We start from the raw sequence: 19,520 nt of genomic DNA on the forward strand, positions 1-19,520 counted from the left end.
CTTCAGTCGTCCGCCTCCGCCGTCGAGGGCAGCAACCACCCCGCCTCCTGCGCCGGGATGGCCTCGACCTCCTTGAGCTTGCGGGTCAGCACGCGGGTGCGGGTTTCAGCCTTGTCGATGGAGCTGGTGGCCTCCTCCAGCTTCTTGCGGGTATAGGCCAGGGCATCGCCGAATTTGGTGAATTCGGTCTTGACCGCTCCGAGGAGGGTCCATACCTCCGACGAGCGCCGCTCGATCGCCAGGGTCCGGAAACCCATCTGCAGGCTGTTCAGCATGGCGGCCAGGGTGGTCGGGCCGGCCAGGGTCACCCGGTAGTCGCGCTGCAGGGTTTCGGCCAGCCCGGGCCGGCGCAGGGCCTCGGCGTACAGCCCCTCGATCGGCAGGTAGAGGATGGCGAAGTCGGTGGTGTGCGGCGGCTCCACGTATTTGTCGCGGATCGTCCGGGCCTCGTTCTTCAGGCGTTGTTCCAGCGCCTTGCCGCTCGCTTCGATGCCGGCGTGATCCGCGCCGTCCTGCGCATCCAGCAACTTCTGGTAATCCTCGATGGGGAATTTGGCGTCGATCGGCAGCCACACCGGCGCATCGCCCGAATCCCGTCCAGGCAGCCGGATCGCGAACTCGACCCGTTCCGCCCCGTTGGGTCGGGTCGGCACGTTCTTGCCGTACTGCTCCGGAGTCAATATCTGTTCCAGCAGGGCGTCGAGCTGCACCTCGCCCCAAGTACCGCGGGTCTTGACATTGGTGAGCACCCGCTTCAGGTCCCCCACCCCCGAGGCGAGGGACTGCATCTCCCCCAAGCCCTTGTGTACCTGCTCCAGGCGCTCGCTGACCAGCTTGAACGACTCGCCCAGCCGCTGCTCCAGGGTGTTGTGGAGCTTCTCGTCGACGGTCTGGCGCATCTGCTCCAGCTTCTGGCCGTTGTCGTGCTGCAGCGCCTGCAGCCTTTCCTCGATGGTGAGGCGCAGACGTTCGATGCTCTTCTCGTTCGTCCCGGCGAGGGTTTCGAGCTGGTTTTTCAGCAGCAGGCCGACGCTGTCGAGCTGTTCCTTCTGCACTTCGCCGAAGCGCTTCAGCCCCAGGCTCATCTCCTCCCGTCCATCCCGGGCATCGGCCTGGACCCGAACGAGCTTTTCGTCCATCAGCAGCCGCATCCTTTCGGCCTGATCCTGCTGCGCCATCTGGAACCGGCCGATCGCCCCGCCGATCTCCTCGCGGCTGTCGCGGGATGCACGGCCGATCTCTGCCCTGAGCTGGCTCAGCTCCTCGCGCAGCAGGCGCTCCATGTGTTCACGCTCGGATGTGAGCGACGCCAGTCGCCGCCCTTGGCGCAGACAAAGAAACAGGCAAATCCACAACGGCAGGACGATCCCTGCGAGAACTGCAACGGCGAGATACGGGGCAAGTGCTCCAGTCAACCCAATCACCTTTCATTAATATAAATATTGTCTAATCTTTCCAAGGCCATGGCGTATCGCTGCCAAACCGTTTCCAAGCGTCGGTGCGTTCTGGCGCATCAGAAATTCCGAATAAATCTTTGACCGGCATCAATGCCGGAACATTGGATTAGGGGACATCCTGTCGGCGCATCGACAGCAAAACAAGGGGTTCCGCCCGTTCTTTGCGGCGGCGCCCGAACGAAAGAAGGGGAGTACACTAATGTATACGACAAACCACCGTTTCAAACAGGGGATCGCGAGCGTGCTCGCCGTCTCCATTGCCGCTTTCGCCGGCATGGTCCAGGCCAAGGACCTGACCATCACCTCGGCATCCTGGAATGCGAAGACCAAAAGCCTGAGCCTGGCCGGGACCAGCGAAAACCGGGCCGTGGTCACCCTGTACAATGCCCGAACCAACGCGAAACTCGCCTCTGTGACGGCCAGCAAGAGCGGCGCCTGGAGCAATACGCTCTCGAAACCCGCGGCCGTGCCCTGCCGCGTTCGGGCGACCTCCAAGGACTCGGCGACCGAGCGCGACGTGGCCAATGCTCCCGCCGATTGCTCCGGCAGCGCCCCCAACCAGCCGCCGGTTGCCAACGCGGGCCCCGACCAGGCCGTCACCCTCGCCCAGGGCCAGAGCAGCATCGCCGTTACCCTCAACGGCAGCGGCTCTTCCGATCCGGACGGCAGCATCGCATCCTACCAATGGACCGGCAATCCCGATCCCGCCGACACGGTCAGCCCCGGCGTCATCCTGACCGCGGGCACGTATGTCTTCACGCTCACCGTCACCGACGACAAGGGGGCGACCAGCGCCGCCGATACGGTCCAGGTCACCGTCGCCGCGCCGCCCGCCTCCTCCGCCGGTTCGATCAATTCCACCAGTGCCGCCTCGCTGGCCAAGGTCACCACCCCGGTGCCCGAGCCGTCCAAGGTCACCAGCGGCAACTACAGCGTGCTGGCGGTCAATGACCTGGGCATGCACTGTGTCGATCTCGACACCCGCATCGTCAACATCCTGCCGCCCTTCCAGGTGATGCTCGGCCAGGTCATCCAGAAAGGCGCGAAACCGGTCATCAACCCACAGGGGGTCGAGCTCTATTATTCGGCGGTATCGAACCCCAAAGACCCCATCCTGTCCCGGAACGATCTGTTCAACGGCATTGCCGCGGACGGCACGACCTTCAAAACCAATTTCTGGGACAGCGTCGTCAATGGCGCCTATGATGCCTTCTATCCGCCCCTGGACCAGCCGCCGCTGAATCTTCCCGCCGGCACGAGACTGGCCGATCTGGTGCCCGTCGACAAAGGGTTGCCGGTGCCCAACGCGGAAAAGCTCTATATCGGCAGCGACGGCAGGGTCAACAGCGGCGACGAACGGCTCGCCGTCGCCCAGCATGCGATGCCGGGATTCTCCAGTCCGTATGCCGCCAACGCTCCGCAGCGCGTCGAAGAGCGTTACACCGATAAGCCGATGTTCGTGAATTTCCCCTTCGGCTACGTCGCGAACGGCGTCAACTGGTTCGAGGCAGCAGGCATCCCGTTGGCGCCGTTCGATGATTTCGGCCGGCAGAACCCTTTCCCGCTGGTGAGAGTGCAGGCGAAGAGCGGCACTACCGTGCTTGCCACCGTGGATACGGTGCTCCCGGTATCGAGCGAAGCGAGCTGCACCAACTGTCATTCCGACCCCGCGGACGTCGCGAACAGCCGGTCCAGCTGGCCGACCGACGCATTGCGGGGCGCCGGCCTGGAAGTCGCCACCAGGGTCCAGGACCCTGACACCAACAACCCCACCAAGGTCAGCGTGGAATACGCCGCAGACATCAACATCCTGCGCCTGCATGACCTCCGCCAGGGCGCGAACTACGTCGATCCCACCGGCGCGAAAACGCCCTGCGATATCAAGTCGGGCCTCCCTGCCAGTTCCAACGGTGATGCCAACTGCCTGACCTACAAGGCGGTGGTGCAGAACAAGCCGGTGGTATGCCAGAGCTGCCATTACACCCCGGCCCTGGACCTGGCACAGGTCGGCCCCCAGGCCGGCGCCATCGGCAGCCCCGCCAACGGCCGCAACCAGCTGGCACACCAGAGCAATTCACGGGTGATGCACAACCACCACGGCACCTTCACCAACCTGTTCACGGCCATTCCGGCACCCGACCAGGATCCTGCGACCGGCGCCATCCGGAATCAGGCCGAACGATTGACGGCGCTGGAACAGAACTGCTACCAGTGCCATCCGGGCAAGGAAACCAAATGCCTGCGCGGCGCCATGTTCAACGGCGGCATGCTGTGCAGCGACTGCCACGGCGACATGAAGCAGATCGGCGCCGACTTCTCCACCGGCGTCTCCCCCGCCAACCCTGGAGCCTTCGTGTTGAACCAGGGCAACTTCTACGATCCGGCCAGCAGCCAGCCCCGGGTACCCTGGGCCAACGAACCCGGCTGCGGCTCCTGTCACACGGGCGACGCCAATGGCAACCTGACGGGCTCGGCCAACGTGATCGTCAACAAGGTCGACAGCAAGGGCAACAAGGACGGCATCCGCCTGCGCCAGGCCTTCCGCACGGGCGATGCCAAGGCCACGCCCATCGTACCCAGCAACAAGCGCTTCGCCGAGCCGGCCATTCCCGCCCAGTTCAACGGCTTCAACAACCCAGGCGCGGGTAATCCCAAGCTGTATCGGGTCAGTACTGGCCACGGCGGGGTGATGTGCGAAGGCTGCCACGGCGCGACCCACGCGGAGTGGCCGAATGCCACGGCCAATGCCAACGACAACCTGGCCGCCGTGCAGTTGCAGGGCCACACCGGCACGATCGCCGAGTGCAACACCTGTCACACGGCCGGCAGCCTCCCAAGCAGCACCCAAGGGGGGCCTCACGGCATGCACCTGGTCAATGACAGCCGCTTCTACGGCGATGCCCACGGGGATCTGGCGGAAAACCAGAACCGGCAGCCCGGTGGCGGCACCTGCGGTGCCTGCCATGGCAGCGATCATCTCGGAACCGTCCTCTCGCGCGCCGCCGCCGACCGCAGGTTTTCGGTGGAAGGCAAAACCGTCAGCATCAAAGCGGGTCAGCCGGTGGCGTGCAATCTCTGCCACAGCCTGAGCAAGAGCTTCGAGCGGTAGAAAACCAGGAGCCGGCACCGTTCGCGGCCCGCCCAGGTGGCGGCCGCGAACGGAAAGACCCGGACGGTATCCGCCGGGCGTTTTTCGTCTCCCGAGCGAAAAACGCCCTATTTTTCAGGCGACGAACAAGTCGACCGCATCCCCTGCCAGCAGGGCGGCGATCCTCTCCGGTGGCAGCGGCGCCCCGATCAGACGGCCCTGCCCGTGACGACACCCGCGCTCAAGCAGGAATGCCACGTGCTCCGGGGTTTCCACGCCGACGGCGACGACGTCCATCCGCAGACTCTTGGCCATGGCAATCATCGCGGTGATGACGGCGGCATCGTCCGAATCCGGCTCGATGTCCCGGACGGATGACAGATCGATCTTGAGTTCATCGATCGGAAACCGCCGCAGCCGCCGCAAGGACGCATTGCCCGTGCCGAAGTCCCCCACCGAGAAGCGGATGCCCCGGTTGCTGAGTTCCTGCAGCACGGCGAGGGTGTGTGCGGCATGCGTCATCAGCATGCGCTCCGAGAGTTCGAACTGCAGGTTCTCCGGTTCCAGACCACAGCCATCCAGCAAACTCATGATCCTATCGCCGAACTGGGGATCATCCAGTTCCCGCTGCGACAACCGGAAAGAGAGACAGCGGTCGTCGAGTCCTTGCGTCCGCCACACCGCCGCATGAGCGCAGGCGGTGCGAAAAGCCCAGATACCGATCTGCACGATGAGACCGGTTTCCTCCGCCACGGGAACGAAGTCGTCCGGCGGCACGTCTCCCAGCTCGGAACTGAGCCAGAAGGGACACACCTCCAGGGCGACGATCCTGCCGCTGCGCAAATCCACCCGGGGCGCATAGCTCAGGCCGAGTTCGCCCTGGAGCAGGGCGCAGCGGAGGTTCCTTTCGATTTCCTGCCGCCGGTAGGCCTGGACGTTCAGTTCCGGCGAGAAGAACTGGTAATTGTTCTTACCCCGCGACTTGGCGTGATACATGGCGGTATCGGCATTACGCAACAGCTGCTCCATCGTCTCGCCATCGGCCGGGGACACGGCGATACCGATGCTGACGCTGATGACGATCTGCTGCGCGCCGAATACGAAAGGTTGCGCCAGCCCATCGAGAATCTTTTGCGCCACGAGGGCGCCGTTGAGCGTGTCTTTCGCTCCGTTCAGGAGGATGGTGAATTCGTCACCCCCGATCCGCGCCACGGTATCGCCGTCGCGAACCGCGGTCCTGATTCTTTCCGCCGTCGCCCTCAGCAGCCTGTCTCCGACGAGATGGCCGAGGCTGTCGTTGATGGACTTGAAATTGTCGACATCCAGGAACAGGAGGACGACCGGATTGCCATCCCGTTCATGCGCAGCCAACGCCTGCAGCAGGCGGTCGCAGAACAACTGCCGGTTGGGCAGACCGGTCACGGTGTCATAATGCGCCTTGATATCGAGCTGTTCGATCGCCTTATCGGCTTCCCGCCGGATTTCCGCATTGATTTTCCTGGCATCCTCCAGCAACCGCCGCTCACGCTCGAGCAGCACTTCGACGATGCTGTGGGGCGTCAGCACCCCGAGGAACGAACCGTCACGCTCGAGCACCGCCAGCGGCATGCCCAGGGTCTGGCCCCGTTCGCCCACGGCGTGGATCAACTGCTCGAGCGGCGTATCAGACGCGACCGGCGGCGGCACCCGCGGATCGATCAGGTCGGCGAAAATCCGCTGGGGAAAGCGTGCGATCTGGTGTTCGGTGACGAGCCCCAGAAATCGGCTACCGTCCGGTTCATCCGTGTGGAAAACCGCGTAAATCGCCGGACTCCGGCGGTCTCGCGGCGGACGGGCGTCGGCCTCGACGCGCACGACGATCCTGCTGTCGCACAAAGCATCGCGGGCACGGACGAGAGTCACAGGGCTTCATCCTCGATCAGAATTTCAGCGTTGAGATCCAGTTGCATGATCTCCTCCGATCCCATCAGGGGCTTGATCCGCTGGAGCACGAACTGGACCAGATATTCCCGGGGAACACGGCGCAAGAAAGCGCGCCGGACTAGAATGTCGCTGATCACATCGTCGTCCAGCTGGATATGTTCGAAGGGCGCTACCACCAAAAGTTCCAGGGCCTTCCGGAAGGCCGCGCAACCGATCGGCGCCTCGCGGCCGAGCACGACGCCGTCGGAAATCGGGGGTATGTTGAATTCCTTGACCCGGACCCGGAGCAAGTGTTTGAAATTACGGTCAGAGCTCATCGATTCATCTCCTTTGAAAAGAACGAATCGGACGCATTGAAATTCTCCGCAGCGGTAGAGGAACATCTCTCTATAAAGAACTCCACGGCGAAGGGCTGGCCGAAGGCTTCCGATCCGCGGCCCCTAGGCGGTACGGCCTCCAACACGTTATTGTATTGACATTTTTCTCCAGGGACACTCTCGATGAACGACGACGCCATGCACGGCCTCGGCATAGCCGGTCTCCGCTACCCCGATCTCCACGAACCCGAAAAGCTTCGGCTTCTGCTCCAGACGTTCGACGACTGGACCCTGCAACACGACCCCGAGCTGTTCGCGACATTCCGGGACTACCGCGCCTCGAACGGCACGAACATGGCGCCCGAAGCCGTCTCGGAGCTTCTTGTCAAGATGGCTCCGCTCGTGGGTGAGTTCGTCGCCCGCCTGTTCGGCGTGGAGACGGAGCGCGAACGGCAGATGGCCGAGATTCGGGACAGCTTCGCCACGATCTTCACCTTCCGCTCGGAAATCGTGGCGAAGCTGCCGAGCCGCTTCAAGAAGGTCTCCATCGAAGACTGGGATATGGCGGCACTGGGGGCGAAGATCGACGTTCTCGTCGAAGCCTTCGCGCCGGAATATGCGACCACGGACCGCGAGGCGGCGGTGGCCAGGGTCGGCCTGGCATTGCAGAATCTGCACAGGCACTACGAGGAGGAGGCGAAACAGCCGGGCGGCGGCCCGCTCTCCGACCCTGAAGCCCGCACCGCCAAACTTCGTGCCCAGCTCGGCGCCCATCCGCGGGCCGCCTTGTGGAAGGATGCGATATCACTGGGTGATGCCGATTTCGCCGCCGGTCTGTTCGCGGAGTTCGAGCGCTGGTGCTTCGCCGCCAGCTGCGATGACCGGCTCGGATCTCAGGTCAAGGATTGGGTGAGCTTCAAGGTTCCAGCCAAAACCGACTTCCGGCACCTGGTCCACCACGTCGTGGAACACCGCGATGGCTACGACGTCTGGGCCGCCGAACCCGGCCACCACCGCCGCCGCGACGGTTTCGCCCTGACCGATCCGCGCTTCCCGGAGCGCCGGGTCCTGTATGAGGTCGATCACTGCATCTACTGCCACGACCGCGACGCCGACTCCTGCTCCAAGGGCATGCGCAACAAGAAGGACGGCGGCTTCAAGACCAACCCGCTGGGCGTACCCATCACCGGTTGCCCCCTGGAGGAAAAGATTTCCGAGATGCACTGGCTCAAACGCCAGGGCGACAACATCGCAGCCCTCGCGCTGATCACGGTGGACAACCCGCTCTGTCCGGGCACCGGCCACCGCATCTGCAACGACTGCATGAAAGGCTGTATCTACCAGAAGACCGAGCCGGTCAACATTCCGCAGATCGAGACCAACGTCCTCACCGACGTATTGTTCATGCCCTATGGCTTCGAGATCTACAGCCTGCTGACGCGCTGGAATCCGCTCAATGTCAAGCGCCCTTACGCCCTGCCCTACAATGGCAAGAACGTGCTGGTGGCCGGTATGGGACCGGCCGGCTACACCCTCTCGCATTATCTGTTGAACGAAGGCTTCGGCGTGGTGGGCATCGATGGACTCAAGATCGAGCCGCTGCCGGCCGAGCTGGTCGGCGACGAGCACCATCCGCCCCAGCCGATCCGCGACTTCGGCGCTCTCTACGAAAGACTGGACCGGCGCATCATGCTCGGCTTCGGCGGTGTGGCCGAATACGGCATCACGGTGCGCTGGGACAAGAACTTCCTCAAGGTCATCTACCTGAACTTGCTTCGGCGCAAGACCTTCCGCTGCTACGGCGGCGTGCGCTTCGGCGGGGCGATCACGATCAACGAGGCCTGGGACTTGGGCTTCGACCACATCGCCATCGCCTCGGGCGCCGGGAAGCCCACCCTGATCGAGCTGAAAAACAACCTGATCCGGGGCATCCGCAAGGCCTCCGATTTCCTCATGGCTCTGCAGCTCACCGGCGCGGCCAAGGAATCCTCGCTGGCGAACCTGCAGATCCGACTGCCGGCCGGTGTCATCGGTGGCGGACTCACCGCCATCGACACCGCCACCGAATTGCTGGCCTACTATCCGGTCCAGGTCGAGAAGATCCTGCACCGCTACGAAAAGCTCTGTGCGGCCCATGGCGAGTCGGCCATACGGGCCCGCTACGACGCCGAGGAACTCGGGATACTCGATGAATTCCTGGCGCACGGCCGGGCCATCCAGGCCGAGCGACGGCGCGCCGAAGCCGCAGGCGAGACGCCAGATTTCCTGCCGCTGCTGAACCAATGGGGGGGAGCCACCTTGTTCTACCGCAAGGGCATCGAGGACTCGCCGGCTTACCGCCAGAACCACGAGGAAATCAGGGAAGCCATGGACGAAGGCATCGTGCTGGCGGAAGGCTTGAATCCGTTGGTCGCGCTGGAAGACGAGCACGGCCATCTCAAGGCGGTGCGCTTCGAAAAGCTGGAAGAACGGGAAGGCCGCTGGCAACCCGCCGGAGAAATCGAGATCCCGCTGCGGAGCCTCTTCATCGCCGCCGGCACCTCGCCCAACACCATCTACGAATCCGAGCATCCGGAAACCTTCGAGATGGATCACAAGTTCTACAGGCGTCACGAGCCCGAATGGGTGGGTGAGACGCCCGGTCTGGTGCCGGTACGGGACGAACCATGGCCCAAGATCGGCAAGCCGGCCCCCTTCACCTCCTATCACCGAGGCGGCAAGTTCATCACTTTCTACGGCGACAACCATCCGGTCTATGCCGGCAACGTGGTCAAAGCCATGGCCAGCGCCAAAGACGGGTACCCCTACATCGTCCGCCTGTTCGAACAGGAGCTGAAGCGGCTCGATCCTGCCGAACAGTCCCACCGCGACCGGAACCTGCAGGCCTTCCAGGCGGTCATCGACGACGCCTTGACCGCTCGCATCGTAGCGGTGAACCGGCTGACGCCGACCATCATCGAAGTGGTCGTCCGCGCTCCGGCCGCCGCCAAACACTTCCAGCCCGGCCAGTTCTACCGGGTGCAGAACTACGAGGCGCTGGCCCCGGTGGTGGAAGGCACGGTACTCGCCACCGAGGGCATCGCGCTCACCGGCGCCTGGGTGGACAAGGACAACGGCCTGATCTCGCTGATCGCGCTGGAAATGGGCAGCTCTTCCAGGCTGTGTGCGCAGTGGAAACCCGGTGATCCGCTGGTGGTGATGGGCGTCACCGGCGCACCGACCGAAATCCCCTCGGGCCAGACCGTTGCCCTCGTCGGCGGAGGCCTGGGCAACGCGGTGCTGTTTTCGATCGGCAAGGCGTTGCGTAGCGCCGGCAACCAGGTGATCTACTTCGCCGGCTACCGCAACAGCGCGGACGTCTTCAAGGCCGAAGAACTCGAAGCGGCATCGGATCTGCTGGTCTGGACGGTGGACAAACGCGAGGGCAACACCCCCATTCCGATCACCCGCCCCGACGACAAGTCCTTCATGGGCAACATCGTCGAGGCCATGCTGGCCTATGCCAAGGGCGAACTGGGCCCCACCCCCATCCATCTCGACGACGTGGACCACATGATCGTGATCGGCTCGGACCGCATGATGGAAGCGGTGAAGCATGCCCGCCACGGCCTGCTGGCGCCTTACCTCAAACCGCACCATGCCGCCATCGGCTCGATCAACTCACCGATGCAGTGCATGATGAAAGGGGTGTGCGCCCAGTGCCTGTGCAAACACGTGGATCCGGAAACGGGACGCGAGTATTTCGTGTATTCCTGCTACAACCAGGACCAGGAACTGGATCGCGTCGATTTCCCGAATCTCCAGGCCCGGCTGCGGCAGAATTCGGTGCAGGAGAAGCTGTCGGCGCTCTGGCTGGACTGGCTGTTGACGCGGCCGTGACCATCCGGCTGAAAAGGGTCTACGAACCGAGTTCCCCGGAAGACGGCGAGCGTTTCCTGGTGGAACGGCTCTGGCCGCGCGGCATCTCTCGGCAGGCGTTGGCGCTGGATGGCTGGCTGAAAGACATCGCGCCCAGCAAGGAACTACGACGCTGGTACGGCCACGATCCCCGCAAATGGGGGGAATTCAGGCAGCGCTACCTTGCCGAACTGGACCGCGCGCCGGCAGCGCTGACCCTCCTGCTGGAAGCCTGCAGCCGCGGTACCGTGACGCTGCTCTACAGTGCCCGCAATGGCGAATGCAGCAGCGCCGTCGCCCTGCGAGACTACCTGGAACGTCACTTGAATCCGGATCCGACCTGATTCGAGGCGCGCTCCAAAGCCAGGCGCAACAGACCGGCGACGCTGATGGCATCGGTGATCTCCCCGGAGATCACCATGGCGACAGCATCGGCCAGCGGAAGCTTCCAGATACGCAGGTCTTCGGTTTCCTCGAATTCCGGCTCGCCTTCCTCCAGGTCTTCCGCGACGAACACGAAGCCTTCCTCGTCGGTGACGGAATTCGAGGTGTGGAGTCGCATGAGGAGCGTCCAGGAGGCGGCGCTGAGACCGGTTTCCTCCTTCAGCTCGCGCCGGGCCGACTCCAGGATGGGTTCACCTTCGGGCGAACCACCCATCGGGATCTCCCAAGACCAGGCATCGGGTACATAACGATACTGGCCGATCAGCCAGGTATTGCCCCGGCCGTCGAGGGGGATGATACCGATCGCCCGGTTCTTGAAGTGGATGCGACCGTACAGGCTGATGCCGCCGCCGGGGTTGACGACCCTGTCCTCATCCACGTGGATCCAGGGGTTGTCGTAGATCTCCCGCCGGCTCAGCAGGCGCCAGGGATTCGGCTCCGCCACAGGATCAAGTCCGGTGGAACGCCGGGCTGAATTCGTGCACCGCCTCGATCATCGCGCCCACATGCTCGGGCTTGATGTCGGGCGTGACCCCATGGCCGAGGTTGAACACATGGCCGCTACCCCTACCGTAACGCTCCAGGATCTTCCGGACTTCCCCGCGAATGATTTCGGGTCTGGCATAGAGCGCCACCGGATCGAGGTTGCCCTGCAAAGCCACCCTGTCGCCGACCCTCTGTCTCGCCGAACCGATGTCCGTGGTCCAGTCCAGACCGAGCGCGTCATAACCGGCGTCCGCCATCGCCTCCAGCCATTGCCCGCCGCCCTTGGTGAAGAAGATCGCGGGGATGCGGCCCCGCCCGGTCAGCCGGAGCTGCTGGCGCACGCGCTCGGCGTAGCGCAGCGAAAATGCCAGATAGTGCTCCGTATCCAGATTGCCCCCCCAGGTGTCGAACACCATCACGGCATCGACGCCGGCCGCGATCTGGGCGTTCAGATACAAGGCGACCGCATCAGCAAGCTTTTCCAGCAGTTCGTGCATCAGCGCCGGCTCCTCGTACATGAGGCATTTGACCTTGCGGAACTCCCGGCTGCTGCCCCCTTCCACCATATAGGTCGCCAGGGTCCAGGGACTGCCCGAGAACCCGATCAACGGGGCCCGATCACCCAGGCGCTGCTTGATCAGCCGCACCGCGGCCGGCACGTAGGCCAGCTCCGCTTCCGGATCCGGCACACCCAGCCGGTGGATGTCCGCAGCCCCCCGGATCGGGTTGCGGAACCTCGGTCCCTCGCCCTCGACGAATTCCAGACCCAGCCCCATGGCGTCAGGTACGGTCAGAATGTCGGAGAACAGGATCGCCGCATCCAGCCGGTAGCGCTCCAGCGGCTGCAAAGTCACTTCGCAGGCGAGTTCGGGGGAGGTGCAGAGATTCATGAAGCTGCCGGCCCGCTCCCGGACCTCGCGGTATTCCGGCAGGTAACGGCCCGCCTGGCGCATCATCCAGACCGGCGTCCGTTCGACCGGCTGGCGCAGCAGGGCGCGAATGAAACAATGAGTCATGGCATGTCCTTCGTCGGTTCGATGGCCTCAGCGGCCGTAGCATTCCAATGTGGCCCGTAACAGTCCGGCGTCCACGGCCACCGGCAGGGTCGCCTCACCCAGGGATTTGAGCAGAACCAGTCGCAGACCGCCGTCGACGTTCTTCTTGTCGACCGCCATGTGTTCGAGAAAGGCGTCCGCATCCAACTCGCGCGGCGGGACGACCGGCAGCCGCGCCCGCTCCAGCAGGCGGATCACCCTCGCCACCTCGTCGTCACCGATCCAGCCCAGGCGACGGGACAGATCGGCCGCCTGGCACATACCGATCGCCACCGCTTCGCCGTGCAGACATACACCATAGCCCATGCCGGTTTCGATGGCGTGGCCGAAAGTGTGCCCCAGGTTCAGCGTCGCCCGCACCCCGGTTTCGGTCTCGTCTTCCGCCACGATTTCCGCCTTGTTGATGCAGGACCGCTCGATGGCATAGGCGAGCGCTTCGGGATCGCGCTGCAGCAAGCGCTCGACGTTCGCTTCGAGCCAGGCCAGGAATTCCGGGTCACGGATGAAGCCGTACTTGATGACCTCGGCCAGACCCGCGCTCAGTTCGCGGTCGGGCAACGTATCCAGAGTGTCGGTGTCGGCCAGAACGCAGCGCGGCTGGTAGAAGGCGCCGATCATGTTCTTGCCGCGCGGATGGTTGACCGCGGTCTTGCCTCCCACCGAGGAGTCGACCTGAGACAACAGGGTGGTGGGCACCTGGATGAAAGGCACGCCGCGCTGATAGCAGGCTGCCGCGAAACCGGCCAGATCGCCGATCACCCCGCCGCCGAGCGCCACGATGGCGGCGTTGCGGCCGAAACGCCGGGCCAGCAAGGCATCGAACACGGCCATCGCCGAGTCCAGGGTCTTGTGGGCCTCGCCGTCGGGAAGCACGACACTGCCCGTGTCCTTGCCGGCCAGGGATGCAAGCATGCGGTCGAGGTACAGCGGCGCCACCACTTCGTTGGTCACCACCAGGACCTGCCCGCCCGGCAGATGGGCCTGTATCAGGTCGGGATGGCCCAGCAGGCCCCGTCCTATATAAATGGGGTAGCTGCGCTCCCCCAGCTCGACGTGTAAGGTTTTCATTCCGTCCGCAGTCTGGTTCCGGATTTCTCGTAGGCGTTGATGATCCGGCGCACGGCACTGCGGCTCGAATGCTGGCCGGTATCGACGACGTAGTCGGCAAGCTCGCGGTAGATGGGATCCCTCACCCGCAGCAGTTCTTCCAGCCTTTGCCTGGGATTCTCCGTCTGCAACAAGGGCCGGTTCATGTCCTTGTGCGTCCTCTCCAACTGCTTCTGGACCGAACACTGCAGGTAAATTACCAGCCCCCGTGCCGCCAGATGCTCCCGGTTCTCCGCTGCCAGCACCGAACCGCCGCCGGTGGCCAGCACGATCCTTTCCTTGCCCGTGAGATCGGCGATGACTTCCGATTCGCGGCGCCGGAATCCGGCCTCGCCCTCGTATTCGAAAATCATCGGCACCGTGACGCCGGTCCGGCGTTCGATTTCCTTGTCGCTGTCCCAGAACTCCATCCCCAGGGCACGGGCGAGCAGACGTCCCACGGTGGTCTTGCCCGCTCCCATCGGGCCGATCAGGAAGATGTTTCGACGGTTTCGCATCGTTTCCCGCCCCAACTGAAGCGGAGAATGATAACACGCGCCGCCCCCCATCCCGGCGGTCTCAGGGAGTCATGCTCGTCTGCTTGACGATCTTCGGCGTGATGAAGATGAGGAGTTCCTTCTTCCTGTCCTCGACCGCGTTGCGCCGGAACATGAAACCGATGCCGGGAAGATCGCCGAAAAACGGCACCTTGTCGGTGTTGTTGCGGCGCGTGCCTTCGTATACGCCGCCGAGCACAACCGTTTCGCCGTTGGCCACCTGCGCCACGGTGTCGATTTCACGTTTTTCGATGGCGAAATTGCCATTGGGCGCGAGTTCGCCCTTGTCATCCTTCTTGACCATGAGATCCATCAGGATATGGTCGTCCGGCGTGATGTGCGGTGTCACATCGAGTTCCAGCACGGCGGGCTTGAACGCCACGTTCTGCACAGGAATGCCGCCACCGGTACCCTGCTGGGTAATCTGGTAAGGCAGCTCCACGCCCTGCATGATCTTGGCCTTGGACTGGTCGGCGGTGAGTACCCGGGGATTGGCGACGATTTCGCCACGGCCCTCCTTTTGGGCTGCCGACAGTTCGAGATCCAGCAGGTAATCGCCCATGGAAACCACGTATTGCGCCGTGCCGTAGGGCGAAAGCGTGGTGAGCTTGGCCAGATCGACCCCCAAGTCCGCCATGCTTCCGGTGGGATTCAGGCGCTCGGCGGCGGTCAGGTTTTTAGGCCGGAAATCCAGCTTTGCCCCCAGCTCGCGCAGGAAATCCACGTTGGCGATGACCACCCGTGACTCGATCATCACCTGCCGCACCGGCTTGTCGAGCTGCCGCACCAGGTCGCGGATACGTTCGAGGTTCCTCGGGGTATCCTGGACGATGAGTTGGTTGGTGCGCGGATCGGTGGTCACGTTGCCGCGACTCGAAAGGATCGACTGGGTGACGTCGTAGGCCTCCGTCGACGTCACACCCGGTCCACCGGTCAGGGCTTCCGGCCGGGTGATGGCTTTTTCCGCCTTTTCGGTCGTGCCCATGATGACCTTCTTGATGTCGTCGGCCTTGGTGTAGTTGATCTGGATGATCTCGGTGCGCAGCGGCTCCAGGTCCTCGACGACTTTCAACGCCTCCAGTTCGTCGCGCTCGCTCCGGTTGATCTCATCCAGCGGAGCCACACGGATGACGTTGCTGTTCGCCTCTTGCCGCTTGCCCAGCCCTTTGGCCTTGAGCACCAAGTCCAGGGCCTCGTCCCAGGGAACCTCGTTGAGTCTCAAGGTGACGCTGCCCTGCACGGAGTCCGAGGCCACGATGTTCAGATTGGTGAAGTCCGCCAGAATCTGCAGGACGTTCCGCACCGGGATGTCCTGAAAGTTCAGGGAAAGACGCTCCCCGGTGAACACGAGCCGCCGCTTCTTGGCCTCCTCTTTTTCCGCACGGCTCAGGGGGCGCAGTTCGACGGTGAGCAGTTTGCCGGACTGATAGGAAGAGTAATCGTATTCGTCCGACACCGGCGTAATCAGCAGTCTCGTACCCCGGCCGACGGGCATCGCCTCGACCCATTTCACCGGGGTGGCGAAATCGATCACTTCCAACCTGCGCGCCAACCGGCCCGGCAGGCTGGTGCCGGGGAGGTCGGCGACGACGCTGCGCCCTTCTTCGCGGAGATTGATGAGGGAATTCGGATCACTCAGCGTGACCAGCAACCTCCCTTCGCCCTTCTCGCCGCGCCGGAAATCGATGCTCTCGACCTGTGGTCCCCCGGCCACGGGCCGTTCGGTCACGACGACCGGCGCCGAAGCCGAATCGTCGGCCCGGCTCCCGGCCTTCCCACTCTGCAGGGTCACATACAGGAAGCGCCCGGCAACGCGGGTGGTATAAGGAACCGCAGTGGCCAGATTCAGGATCACCCGTGTCCTGCCGCCGGCCGCGATGGCCTGGACCGTTTCGACGCCGGCCTGGTGCACCGGAATCGGCTTCTTGTCCAGATCGCTTCGGACACCGGCCAGATCCAACGCGATCCGTGCGGGATGTTCCGTGGTGAAAGACCGGGGTTCCGGCACGGGTCCGTCGAAACCCAGGCGAAGCTGGAAATTCTCGCTGGGCAGGGCCGTGAAATCGACGGACTGCAACGCCACTCCGCCCGCCAGAGCCACCCCACCCCAGCATAGGGCGAAGATGCCCGCAATCCAGCAAGGCGGGACTCTGCCGCTCCCAACATATCGAATAACAAACCGTCTCACTCGGCCCTCTTCATTTTTTGTCACCACCGGCTTCGATCAGCGTCATCGTGGTGATGCGCTCGAGCCATCCGCCCTGTGCATCCGGAACGATTTCGACCAGCTCCACCCCGTTTTCGCTGATGCGGGTGATCCTGCCGAAATTCCTGCCCATGTGGTTACCGGTCCGGACCCGGTGTATCGTGCCGTCGGCGGCCCGCACCAGCGCCCACATGATTCCGGACATCCGGACCGTCCCGACCATTCTCAAGGTATCCAACTCGTAACTCTCGAGCTGCTCCTTCTGGCGGGACAAGTCCGGGCGAATCCCGTTGTCGGCCGCCGCTGTCCCGGCATCGTCGGGCTTTTCGATGGATTTGAAAGGATCATGCAAACCGGCCGGGTTGAACAGGAATGGCGATACCGTTCTGATTTCCGGCAGCGGCTCGATAGTGATTTTCTGGCGCGCCTTGACGTCGGCCACATAGCTCCTGAGGTCGGCCAATTCGTCCTCGGCGCAACCGGACAAGCAAACCAGCACCGCCGGCGCCCATGCGTACTTCGCACGAACCATCATCAGCGTCGCCCGCGGTCAGCCGGGGAGGACGGTACGGCGCCGTCGTCGAGGTAGCGATAAGTCTTCACCAGCGCCGTCATGACCAGTTCGGCCTCGCCGGGCTTGGGTCCTGCTCCATCGGCGGAACGCGAAACGATCTTCACGTTGTGGACGGTCACGATCCGGGGAAGCGACGCCAGGCCGCTTACGAAGGCTCCGAACTCCATGTAGGTTCCGACCACCCGGATCTCGATCGGCAGTTCGGCATAGAATTCCTTGGAAACCTCCCCGCCCGGCTTGAACAGCTCGAACTCGAGGCCGCTTGCCAGACCGGTCTGGGAAACGTCCACCAGCAGATCGGGCACCTGGGTGCGGTCGGGAAGCTGCCGCAGCAGGTCACCGAAGGTCTTCTCGATGTCCGCAAGTTGCAGCTTGTATTCTTCGAGGTTGACCGCCTTTTTCTGTTTGATCTCGAAGGTTTCCTTGAGCTCCTGCTCCCGGCGCTGCTGATCCTCCAGTCCGGCCAACTGGGTACGGGTGTCGAGGTAGTACCAGACACTGGCAAGCACGGTGCTCAGCACGGCGATGACGGCGAGTTTGACCGGCGTCGGCCAGGACCCGGCATACTCGAGGTCCCAGTTGATCTTCGCGAGGTTCACGGCGCCGCCTTGCCCCCTGGCAGCGACTCTTCGCCGGTCCGGCCCCTGGGACCCTGTTTCATTCGCAGGGTGAACCGGCTACCCTTCTCCCGTTCCTTGCCCCTTCCCTGTGCATCCTGCTTGTTTTCGATGACCTCCAGGACCGGATCGTACAACCACTCCGATCCTTCCAGATTGCGCATGTAGGCGGAAACCCGGGCATTGGACTGGGCGAAGCCGTTGACCGTGATGGCGCGCTCCTCCTGGGTCAAGTCCCGCAGGCTGACACCTTCCGGCACCGTCCGCGCGATTTCGTCGAACAGATGCACTTCTTCCGGCCGGCTCAACTGCAGTTGCTGGATGATTTCCATCTTGGCCACCAGCCGGCTCTTCTTGGCTTCCAGGTCCCTGATTTCCGCGATCTGGCGCTCCAGCGCCCCTATCTCGCCCTCGAGATACTGATTCCGCCGATTCTGGGTATCCATGGCGGCACTGATCTGGGTCCGTATCAGCAGCATCATCGCCGCGGTCAGGGCGAGACCGAGCCCGGTCCAGAGGGCGAATTCCTTCTGCCGTTCGCGCCTGAGCGCAGCGCGCCAGGGCAGGAGGTTGATGCGCGCCATCAGTCGAAACTCCGCAGTGCCAGGCCGCATGCCAGCATCAGGGCGGATGAATCGTAACTCAGGCGCTCCTGCCGCACCCTTCCCGAAAAACTCATGTGACGGAAGGGATTGGCAATCACGGTGGGAACCTGCAACGCCGCCTCGACGTAACGGTCTATCCCCGGAATCATGGCGCAGCCGCCGGCCAGCACCACCGCATCGAAACCACGCTGCGCAGTGGACGACAGATAGAACTGGAACGATCGGCTGATCTGCTGAACCAAGGCATGCTTGAACGGCTCCAGCACCTCTTCGGCATAGTTGCCGGGAAGGCTCCCCTCCTTCTTCGCCAGCCCCGCTTCCTCGTAGGTCAAACCGTAGCGCCGCTGGATCTCGTCGGTGAGCTGCATGCCGCCGAAACCCTGTTCCCGCGTGTAGATGATGGAACCGCCATGGATGACGTTGAGCGTCGTGGCCATGGCGCCCACATCGGCTACGGCAACCGCCCGGTCGCGGAGGAGCGGTGGAAGCTGATCCCGGACAAGTTCGAAGGCGCGTTCGATGGCATAGGACTCGACATCGACGATCTCGACGCCGAGTCCGGCATTTTCCAGTACCGAGACCCGGTCTTCCACGTTCTCCCGGCGAGTCGCCACCAGCAGCACATCCAGCAGATCGGGATTCTTCGGATTCTTCCCCAGCACCTCGAAATCCAGGCTGACTTCCTCCCTGGCGTGAGGAATGTACTGGTCCGCCTCCAGTTCGATCTGCGCCTCGAGTTCGTCGCCCTCCAGGTTGGCGGGTAGGGCGATGCGCTTGGTGATGACCACCGAGCCAGGCACAGCGACCACCGCGTGCCTGAGCGCGGTCCCCGACTGTTTGACCACGGCCCGGACCGCCGCCGACACGTTGTCCGGCTCGGCAAGGGTGTTGTCGACCACCGTGTTGCGGGGCAAAGGCACAACGCCATAGCTTTCCACCTGGTAGCCGCCGTTCTTTCTGCTCAGCTCGAGCAGCTTGACCGCCGCCGCGCTGATGTCGATCCCCAGCAGGAGCGGTTTCTTCCTTCCTAAGCCCCACATGGCTGACATGTCACCGGAAAATGGAACGGAGCTCGGAAAGCCGCAACATGCTACTGGAAAACGACATCATTGATAATTCAAAGATACCCCAACACTGGAGACACGGAATGATCGGCCGAAGCAGCCCGCCGTGGCGGTTCGCTCCCTTCGGGCAACTGGGGTATCATG

At 63.5% G+C, this 19,520-nt stretch carries 15 protein-coding genes; 3 read left to right on the plus strand and 12 right to left on the minus strand.

What is annotated here, in order from left to right; genetic code table 11:
- Positions 1-2 precede the first annotated feature (2 nt).
- Positions 3-1,415, minus strand: a complete 1,413-nt coding sequence (locus H156_RS0109295; RefSeq protein WP_193375383.1) for a DNA recombination protein RmuC — start codon at positions 1,413-1,415, stop codon at positions 3-5.
- Between the two features lie 241 nt (positions 1,416-1,656).
- Between H156_RS0109295 and H156_RS0109300 the strand changes: the two genes are divergently transcribed.
- Positions 1,657-4,566, plus strand: coding sequence for a PKD domain-containing protein (locus tag H156_RS0109300; protein ID WP_017365259.1), 2,910 nt, complete (start codon positions 1,657-1,659; stop codon positions 4,564-4,566).
- 114 nt (positions 4,567-4,680) lie between these two features.
- On the opposite strand, the gene H156_RS0109305 is transcribed toward H156_RS0109300, so the two are convergent.
- Positions 4,681-6,447, minus strand: a complete 1,767-nt coding sequence (locus H156_RS0109305; protein WP_017365260.1) for a putative bifunctional diguanylate cyclase/phosphodiesterase — start codon at positions 6,445-6,447, stop codon at positions 4,681-4,683.
- Positions 6,444-6,785, minus strand: a complete 342-nt coding sequence (locus tag H156_RS0109310) for a hypothetical protein (protein WP_010959697.1) — start codon at positions 6,783-6,785, stop codon at positions 6,444-6,446. Before H156_RS0109310 ends, H156_RS0109305 begins: the two co-directional genes overlap by 4 nt.
- A gap of 183 nt (positions 6,786-6,968) precedes the next feature.
- Here H156_RS0109310 and H156_RS0109315 point away from each other — a divergent pair, with 183 nt between their 5' ends.
- The gene (locus H156_RS0109315; protein ID WP_017365262.1) at positions 6,969-10,664 is read left to right on the plus strand and encodes an FAD-dependent oxidoreductase; all 3,696 of its coding nucleotides are present in this window, start codon (positions 6,969-6,971) and stop codon (positions 10,662-10,664) included.
- Entirely contained in the window at positions 10,661-11,026 is a 366-nt protein-coding gene (locus H156_RS0109320) for a DUF488 domain-containing protein (protein WP_010959695.1), read from the plus strand. Before H156_RS0109315 ends, H156_RS0109320 begins: the two co-directional genes overlap by 4 nt.
- Here H156_RS0109320 and H156_RS0109325 read toward each other — a convergent pair.
- From H156_RS0109325 to H156_RS0109365, 9 genes are all read right to left on the minus strand, one after another.
- Complete coding sequence (locus H156_RS0109325; RefSeq protein WP_010959694.1) at positions 11,002-11,571, minus strand: NUDIX domain-containing protein; 570 nt, start codon at positions 11,569-11,571, stop codon at positions 11,002-11,004. The two genes, H156_RS0109320 and H156_RS0109325, sit on opposite strands and share 25 nt — an antisense overlap.
- Positions 11,572-11,575: 4 nt before the next feature.
- Positions 11,576-12,628 (minus strand): uroporphyrinogen decarboxylase, encoded by a 1,053-nt coding sequence (hemE, locus tag H156_RS0109330; RefSeq protein WP_010959693.1) that lies wholly within the window; start codon positions 12,626-12,628, stop codon positions 11,576-11,578.
- 27 nt (positions 12,629-12,655) lie between these two features.
- The gene (gene aroB / locus H156_RS0109335; protein ID WP_017365263.1) at positions 12,656-13,735 is read right to left on the minus strand and encodes a 3-dehydroquinate synthase; all 1,080 of its coding nucleotides are present in this window, start codon (positions 13,733-13,735) and stop codon (positions 12,656-12,658) included.
- On the minus strand, positions 13,732-14,271 hold the full coding sequence (gene aroK / locus H156_RS0109340; protein ID WP_010959691.1) for a shikimate kinase AroK: 540 nt from the start codon (positions 14,269-14,271) through the stop codon (positions 13,732-13,734). The genes aroB and aroK overlap by 4 nt, the downstream gene beginning before the upstream one ends.
- 61 nt (positions 14,272-14,332) lie before the next feature.
- Positions 14,333-16,393, minus strand: a complete 2,061-nt coding sequence (locus H156_RS0109345; protein WP_238536855.1) for a type IV pilus secretin PilQ — start codon at positions 16,391-16,393, stop codon at positions 14,333-14,335.
- A gap of 115 nt (positions 16,394-16,508) precedes the next feature.
- On the minus strand, positions 16,509-17,051 hold the full coding sequence (locus H156_RS0109350; protein WP_010959689.1) for a pilus assembly protein PilP: 543 nt from the start codon (positions 17,049-17,051) through the stop codon (positions 16,509-16,511).
- Positions 17,051-17,689, minus strand: a complete 639-nt coding sequence (locus H156_RS0109355; RefSeq protein ID WP_017365265.1) for a type IV pilus inner membrane component PilO — start codon at positions 17,687-17,689, stop codon at positions 17,051-17,053. Before H156_RS0109355 ends, H156_RS0109350 begins: the two co-directional genes overlap by 1 nt.
- The gene (locus H156_RS0109360; protein WP_017365266.1) at positions 17,686-18,291 is read right to left on the minus strand and encodes a PilN domain-containing protein; all 606 of its coding nucleotides are present in this window, start codon (positions 18,289-18,291) and stop codon (positions 17,686-17,688) included. Before H156_RS0109360 ends, H156_RS0109355 begins: the two co-directional genes overlap by 4 nt.
- The gene (locus H156_RS0109365) at positions 18,291-19,352 is read right to left on the minus strand and encodes a pilus assembly protein PilM (protein ID WP_017365267.1); all 1,062 of its coding nucleotides are present in this window, start codon (positions 19,350-19,352) and stop codon (positions 18,291-18,293) included. Before H156_RS0109365 ends, H156_RS0109360 begins: the two co-directional genes overlap by 1 nt.
- Positions 19,353-19,520 lie beyond the last annotated feature (168 nt).

The sequence above is a fragment of the Methylococcus capsulatus str. Texas = ATCC 19069 genome (assembly GCF_000424685.1).
Lineage (GTDB): Bacteria > Pseudomonadota > Gammaproteobacteria > Methylococcales > Methylococcaceae > Methylococcus > Methylococcus capsulatus.